The organism is Blastococcus litoris (assembly GCF_003075095.1).
In the GTDB taxonomy this organism is placed as follows: Bacteria; Actinomycetota; Actinomycetes; order Mycobacteriales; family Geodermatophilaceae; genus Blastococcus_B; species Blastococcus_B litoris.
Window position 1 is genome coordinate 1 of the sequence record NZ_QCZF01000081.1, and the last position, 433, is coordinate 433.

General features: G+C 60.7%; 2 protein-coding genes. One reads left to right on the forward strand and one right to left on the reverse strand.

The window, feature by feature from the left end:
- Nucleotides 1-12 precede the first annotated feature (12 nt).
- Nucleotides 13-99 (forward strand): zinc-binding dehydrogenase, encoded by an 87-nt coding sequence (locus DCS98_RS22705; protein WP_241038633.1) that lies wholly within the window; start codon nt 13-15, stop codon nt 97-99.
- A 119-nt stretch (nt 100-218) separates the two neighbouring features.
- On the opposite strand, the gene DCS98_RS22710 is transcribed toward DCS98_RS22705, so the two are convergent.
- Nucleotides 219-433 (reverse strand): hypothetical protein (locus DCS98_RS22710; protein ID WP_206340424.1); only part of this gene is annotated, 215 nt, incomplete at its 5' end.

A 433-nucleotide genomic window follows, 5' to 3' on the forward strand; every position in this document is an offset into this window, starting at 1 on the left:
GTCATTGACCGGGTGTTTCCGTTCCAGGACACCCAAGGCGCGTTGGCTTATGTGGAGAGCGGGCGGGCAAAGGGCAAGGTTGTTGTCGAGTTGCCGTAGATTCTGACGAAGTCAGGCATCGCGGGTGGGTGGACACTCGATACCCTTGAAAGCGCGTTGCCCCCGCGCGTGTGCGACTCCGGCCGGAAGCGGACATCCGAGTGGTACTGGCTTCGCAACTAATCCGCCCGCATGGCGACGTAGGTGCTGTTCCCGCGCTTCAGCGAAAAGCTGCCTGGCCTCGTGCTGCCTGCCTGCTGGAATTCGACCGTCATGTCCTGTGCGGTCATGAAGAACCGGGTCTTTGACTCCGCAAACAGCTGCATCGGCCGCTTGCTGAACAGTTCGCTCTGGAGATACAGGCGGTCTCCTTCGGCAATGATCTGCGCAGGCT